Raw genomic sequence first — 6007 nt, 5'->3', positions numbered from 1 at the left:
TAGTCCGACCAAGCGACCCGGAAAGCAACAGCCCAAAAGACCCTTTACACAGAGATTGCGCGACCGCCAAAACGGTCATTACGGCCCAAAAAGCAACAGTCGCGAAATGACGTCTCCGTTCCATAATCTTTATTATGCGAATCGCGGATGGATGCAGCAACTGTAACTGCGGTGTGTAGCTACGGGCGATGACCAATGTGCGGCGTGGGGGGCCAGAATAGACTCAGGCCTTGGCATGAACAGCCACGCTCCCCTGTTGAGGGGTTATTGATTTTCATATAAGAAGAGATACAGGATCATTTTTCACGGGCGAGAATCGATATTCATGCACTTAGGTCAACAGAAGCCGTTCTCAGGCCCCGTGACTGTCTTTCATGATCGCCGGCTCCCGGAGGCTGCGGTCCCCGTCGGCTATGCGGCCCTGATCGATGCCTACGACCTCGCCGTCCCCGCTCCCTTCACTCTTTCGGCAATCGGGCCGCGCCACAAGGTCTACGTGGCGGACGCTTGGCACGTCTATACGCCCCGCCACCGGCCCGACGAGACGCTCGGCGGCCATCTGACCTTTGCACTGCGCTATGAAGGGCTCGATCTCGGCGTGATCAAGGCGCTGTTTCGGGCTGCCGGACCGGAGGCAATTGCCGACATCGTCCGTGCCGCCCCGACCGGGGCCTATGCCCGCCGCCTGTGGTTTCTCTATGAGTGGCTATTGCAGGCGCGGCTCGATCTGCCGGACGCGACGCAGGGGGTCTATGCCCCCGTTGTCGATCCCGAGCGTCAATGGGCGACCGCCGGCGTGACATCGACGCGCCATCGAGTGAGGAACAACCTGCCCGGTACGCCGGCCTTCTGCCCGATGGTCTTCCGAACCCCTTCCCTGGAGACATTCGTCGCCAGCGATCTGGCTGCGGCGGCGCGGTGCGTCGTCGCCGAGGTGCCCGCCGACCTTCTGGCCAGGACCGCCGCGTTCCTGCTTCTCCAGGACTCGCGCTCGAGCTTCCAGATCGAGGGCGAGGACCCGCCGCAGGATCGCGTCCAGCGCTGGGGCCAGGCGATCGGTGACGCTGGCCGGCGCCCCATCGATCTCGACGAGTTGCTGCGCCTGCAGCGCATCGTCATCGGCGATGCCCGCTTCGTGCATCTGGGCCTGCGGCAGGAAGGAGGCTTCGTCGGCGAGCACGATCGCGTCACCGGCATACCGATTCCCGATCACATCAGCGCCCGCCATCAGGACCTGTCGGATCTCGTTGCAGGGCTAACGACCTTCGGCCGGGACGTGGCCCCGGAGCTCGATCCCGTGCTCGCGGCGGCTGTGCTGGCCTTTGGCTTCGTCTACATCCATCCGTTCGAGGACGGGAACGGCCGGTTGCATCGCTACCTCATCCATCATGTCCTGGCGCAGCGTGGCTTCAACCCAGCGGGGGTGGTGTTTCCGGTTTCGGCCGTCATTCTCGATCGCATCGACGACTACAGGCGAACGCTGGAGAGCCACTCGCGACGTGTCCTGCCGTTTGTCCGCTGGCGGCCGACCGGCCAGGGCAACGTCGAAGTGCTGAACGAAACCTCGGATTACTACCGCTTCTTCGACGCCACGCCGCATGCGGAGTTCCTGTTCTCCTGTGTGGCAAAGACCATCGATGTCGATCTTCCCGCCGAGACGGCCTTTCTCAGGGGCTATGACGCCTTCCGGCGGCAGGTGTCGGCGTTGGTCGACATGCCGGACAGGCTGATGGACCTGTTGTTCCGCTTCCTGCACCAGAACGATGGCGTGCTTTCGAAGCGCGCGCGAGAGCGGGAGTTCGCGCAAATGACCGACGCGGAAGCGGCTGAGATCGAGACGATCTATGCCGGGGTCCGTCAGGAATTCGCGCAAGGCGCATGAACCAGCTCGGCCCAACCTCCGACCCAAGCGCGCGGCGGCGGAAGCGTCAGGCGAGGGCGGCGATCACCGTTGCCTTGACCGTGCGATCCGGCACCTCCGTGAAGGCAAGGTCGTCACGGCCGAAATAGGCGCGCTGGTTGGTGGCCGACCAGTCGTTGCAGACCAGCCGGTAGCGCGCCTTGTCGCCGTTCGGCGCCGCCGCGTATAGGTAATCGCCGTTGCGGGCGTCGAACGGGAAGTCGCCGAACTGGTTGCAGCGCGCCAGGATGGTGGCGAGCGTCGCCGCGTCGACCTCGACGGTCATCAGCTTGCCCTCGAAGCGGACGCAGGCGTCGAAGGCATAGCGCGACACGGGCCCCGCGGGCAGGCCGGCGCCGAAGGTAGTGTGGCCGATGAAGCCGACGTCGGCGCCGACGGCGGCGGCCAGCGACGCCGCGGCGAACAGGCCGGCCTCGTCGGTTGTCCGCGCGGCGTCGGCGTGGCCGACGGGGGCGAGATCGTCCTTGGTGAGGTGCTGCGCCAGCACGTAGGCGATCAGCCCGGCCAGCCGGTCGGAAGCCGGTACCGCCGGGTCGATGCCGATCCGCCTGAGGTCGGCGGGCGCCCCAGGGCCAGCGACAGTGGCTACCGTCAGCGCCTCCGACCAACTGCCGGTGTGCAGGTAGCGGGTGTTGCCCTCGGCGTGGACGAGGTTGAGGTGATCGTGGCCGCCGACAAAGAGCGTGCCGTCGGGCAGCAGCGGCAGGATCGCCTTGTCGGCCGTGACGCCGGCATGGCTCAGCATTACGTTGATGGTGCCGGACCGAAGCAGGCCGGGCAGATTCGCCGCCGCCCACTCGGCCGGCTGCGGGATCGACAGCTGGGCGCGTGTCGGCTTCGGATAGGTGAACAGGTTGTCGGTGGCGCAGGCGGCGATCGTCACCGTCTGGCCGCCGAGTTGCAGCGAGGCGCTCGCCGGCGCGTAGCCGGCACCGGTGCGGCCGTCGATGATATTGGTCAGCACCGTGATATCCAGTTCGCCGGCGCGGGTGACGAAGTGGGCGAGGTCGTTGTCGAGGTCGGGCTCGTGGTTGCCGAGGTTGAACACCGTCGGCGCGGTATCGGCCAGCGCCTTGAGGAAGGCCCAGTCGATCGCGCCGCCGGAGCGGCTGGCGACAACGTTGCCGGCCTCGAACAGGTCGCCGTTGAACAGCACCAGGCACGGCCGCGGTGTCGCCGCGACATGGCTCTCGATCGCCGCCAGCAACTGGCCGAGATGGTCGTAGGCCGAGTGCAGGTCGGCGATGACGATGAAGTCGACGCCCGGCGCGGCGGTGGCAAGGGCGGGGCGGCCGACGATCGGCAGCAGGGCGGCGCCGGCGAGCAGCTTCAGCGCCATGCGGCGCGCGATGGTGATCTCGGGCATGTCAAGCGTTCCAGTTGCAGCGGCGGGACGACCGGCGGTCGGCCGGACTCTATCCGTTCATGCCGTGGCACCACAGGGTTTTCCAGTGATCGTTTTGTGACGCGGCGGCGCGGCGGCTTCAGGCCGGGAAAGCACGTGATTTCGGTGCTTTCGCGCCGCCGGCCGACCCGGCGTGGCTGCTCGCCGTCCTCAGACCGGTTCGTACCGTAAGGGATGTGCGTCCAGCTCAGCCTTCGCAATTCGGATGCGAGCCGATGGTGTATGAGAATCACAACAACAAGCACGTATTTGGCCGGAGCGGTCACCGCCGACACAACAAGAGCAAGAGGTGCTGCCTCGCCGACCATCGGAGCATGCTGGCTCAACCGCCAAGCGCCGACATATGGCGCCCTAAGGAAGGCCTCTGGTCCGGGCCGATCGCGAAATCGTGGCCCTTGGGCTTGAGCTCTATGGCGCACGCGATCGCGGCGTTCAGGAGGTCATCGCTCTCCGAGCCGCGCAGGGCCGACCGCAGGTCGGTGCGCTCCTCCTGGCCGAGACAGGTATAGAGGATACCAGTCGCGCTCACCCGCACGCGGTTGCAGCTTTCGCAGAAATTGTGGGTCATCGGCGTAATGAAGCCGACCCGCCCACCGGTCTCGGCGACACGAGTATAGCGGGCCGGTCCGCCGGAGCGCTCGGATGTGTCAACCAGGGTAAGACGGCGCTCGATGAGGCGGCGCAGTTCGGTCAGCGGCAGATACTGGTCGGTCCGGTCGGCACCCACATCGCCGAGTGGCATGGTTTCGATCAGAGTCAGATCCATGCCGCGGCCGTGGGCGAAGTCGATCAGGTCGAAGATTTCGGTCTCGGTGATGCCCTTGAGAGCTACGGCGTTGAGCTTGACCTTGAGGCCGGCCTCCCGCGCGGCCCGGAGGCCATCCATCACCGCACCAAGCTGGCCGCGACGGGTGAGGAGGCGAAACCGGTCGGCATCGAGCGTGTCGAGCGACACGTTGACACGCTTGACGCCGGCGGCGGCCAGCGCCTCTGCATGATTGGCGAGCTGCGTGCCATTCGTGGTCAGCGTGAGCTCTTTGAGCGCCCCACCCTGCAAGTGCCGGGACAGCGACCGGAACAGCGTCAAGATGTCCTTGCGCACCAGCGGTTCGCCGCCGGTTATCCTGATCTTGTTGACGCCTCTGGCAACGAAGGTCGACGCCAGCCGGTCGAGTTCCTCGAGCGTCAGGAGGTCCCGCCTGGGCACGAACCGCATGTCCTCGGCCATGCAGTAGACACAGCGCAGATCGCAGCGATCGGTCACGGACAGGCGAAGATAACGGATAGTGCGGCCAAAGCGATCGGTCAGCGCACAAGTCACGACGGCACTCCCTGAAATTCCGGGGGGTGGAAGGGCAGCACTTCAAGCCGATCGCCGGCCCTGAGCGGGGCGTTGGCGGCGGCAACGATCGCCAGGGCATCGGCGGCAAGGAGCGGCATCAGGCGATGCGATCCCGGCTGTCCGACGCGGCGGGCCGTGAGCTGGCCGGAGACCGTTTCGAGCGCGACCGGAACAAGCTCGGTCTTCTCCGACGAGTGGCCGGTGGCGAAGGCGGACAGGGCCATGATGGGCGCGCTCCGTGGGCGCCCCGAGAGGGCAGCGATCATCGGCCGGGCGAAGACCAGCGCGCAGAAGGCCGCCGCCTGCGGGTTGCCCGGCAATCCGACGAAGGCAGCGCCGCCGACCCCGCCGAGGGCGAGCGGCTTTCCCGGCTTGATGGCGACCGAGGATACGGCGATCGTTCCTCCGACTGCCGCCAGGGCGGCGCGCACGAGATCGCGATCGCCAGAGGACATGCCGGCCGAGGTCACGATGAGATCGGCTTGGCGGCTGGCGTCGGCGAGCCGCTCGGTGAGGGCGTCGTAGCTGTCGCCCACCGTCGTCCTGGTCACGTCGACGCCGCTGTCGGCCAGCAAGGCCATCAGCATGGGGCCGTTGGAATCGTAGATACCCGCTGCCGGCAGGGCTTCGCCGGCGCTGCGCAGCTCCGCGCCGGTGGTCAATAGCGATACCCGGATGGGCGCGGTCACCCGCACCGATCCGATGCCCAGCGCCGCCAGGGCGGCAATCTCGGGCCAAGCCAACCGCCGGCCCTTTGTCAGAACGGTCTCGCCGCGCGCGATGTCTTCGCCCGCCCTGCGGATGTTTCCCTCGGGCTTGATGGAGCCAGGCATGGCCAGGCCCTCGCGAAGGGTGACTGTTTCTTCGTATGGGACGACCGTGTCCGCTCCGGTCGGCAGGCTAGCTCCGGTCATGATGCGATGGGCACATTTCGGCGCCAGTCGGGTAGGAGCATCGCCGGCATGCGTCACCCCGTCGACACGAAGCGGACCGACCGCGACATCGGCAAAGCGGACCGCGTAGCCATCCATGGCCGCCTGATCGAAGGCGGGGAGATCGCACGGAGCAACGATCGTCTCGGCCAGAACACGCCCAAGCGCTTCATCGAGCGACACCGTTTCGCTGCGGTCGATTGGACCGACGAGACGCAGAGCCCCAAGGCGAGCGGCTTCGAAGGACTGCATGCCCAGAGTGACGGGCCGGAAGGCGTCTGTCACGTGAAAGGTCATGTCGCCACTCCCCTGTTGGCCGGCAAAATGGCTTCGAGGATGGCGCGCATGGCTGCGAGGCTCGGATCTTCCGACCGGTTCATGATGCCGACGAGCTGAAGCCAGGTATC

At 66.5% G+C, this 6007-nt stretch carries 4 protein-coding genes; 1 reads left to right on the top strand and 3 read right to left on the bottom strand.

The window, feature by feature from the left end; genetic code table 11:
• The first annotated feature begins 325 nt into the window (after positions 1-325).
• On the top strand, positions 326-1882 hold the full coding sequence (locus CJ014_RS27105) for a Fic family protein (protein ID WP_100083609.1): 1557 nt from the start codon (positions 326-328) through the stop codon (positions 1880-1882).
• A 46-nt stretch (positions 1883-1928) separates the two neighbouring features.
• On the opposite strand, the gene CJ014_RS27100 is transcribed toward CJ014_RS27105, so the two are convergent.
• The 3 genes from CJ014_RS27100 to CJ014_RS27090 all read right to left on the bottom strand — a co-directional run bounded on the left by CJ014_RS27100 (position 1929) and on the right by CJ014_RS27090 (position 5897).
• Positions 1929-3287: a metallophosphoesterase gene (locus tag CJ014_RS27100; RefSeq protein WP_100083608.1), complete on the bottom strand. Its 1359-nt coding sequence runs from the start codon at positions 3285-3287 to the stop codon at positions 1929-1931.
• A gap of 361 nt (positions 3288-3648) precedes the next feature.
• Entirely contained in the window at positions 3649-4647 is a 999-nt protein-coding gene (gene moaA / locus CJ014_RS27095) for a GTP 3',8-cyclase MoaA (protein ID WP_245427750.1), read from the bottom strand.
• Positions 4644-5897: a molybdopterin molybdotransferase MoeA gene (locus CJ014_RS27090; RefSeq protein WP_100083607.1), complete on the bottom strand. Its 1254-nt coding sequence runs from the start codon at positions 5895-5897 to the stop codon at positions 4644-4646. The genes moaA and CJ014_RS27090 overlap by 4 nt, the downstream gene beginning before the upstream one ends.
• Positions 5898-6007 lie beyond the last annotated feature (110 nt).

The organism is Pleomorphomonas carboxyditropha, assembly GCF_002770725.1.
Lineage (GTDB): Bacteria > Pseudomonadota > Alphaproteobacteria > Rhizobiales > Pleomorphomonadaceae > Pleomorphomonas > Pleomorphomonas carboxyditropha.
The sequence above is the reverse complement of the archived record's forward strand: the minus strand, read 5'-3'. Positions and strand labels throughout refer to the sequence as shown.

Bases quoted from the DNA above. Each gene is read 5' to 3' on its own strand.
- CJ014_RS27100 (WP_100083608.1), bottom strand. From the start codon at position 3,287: ATGCCCGAGATCACCATCGCGCGCCGCATGGCGCTGAAGCTGCTCGCC.
- CJ014_RS27090 (WP_100083607.1), bottom strand. From the start codon at position 5,897: ATGACCTTTCACGTGACAGACGCCTTCCGGCCCGTCACTCTGGGCATG.
- CJ014_RS27105 (WP_100083609.1), top strand. From the start codon at position 326: ATGCACTTAGGTCAACAGAAGCCGTTCTCAGGCCCCGTGACTGTCTTT.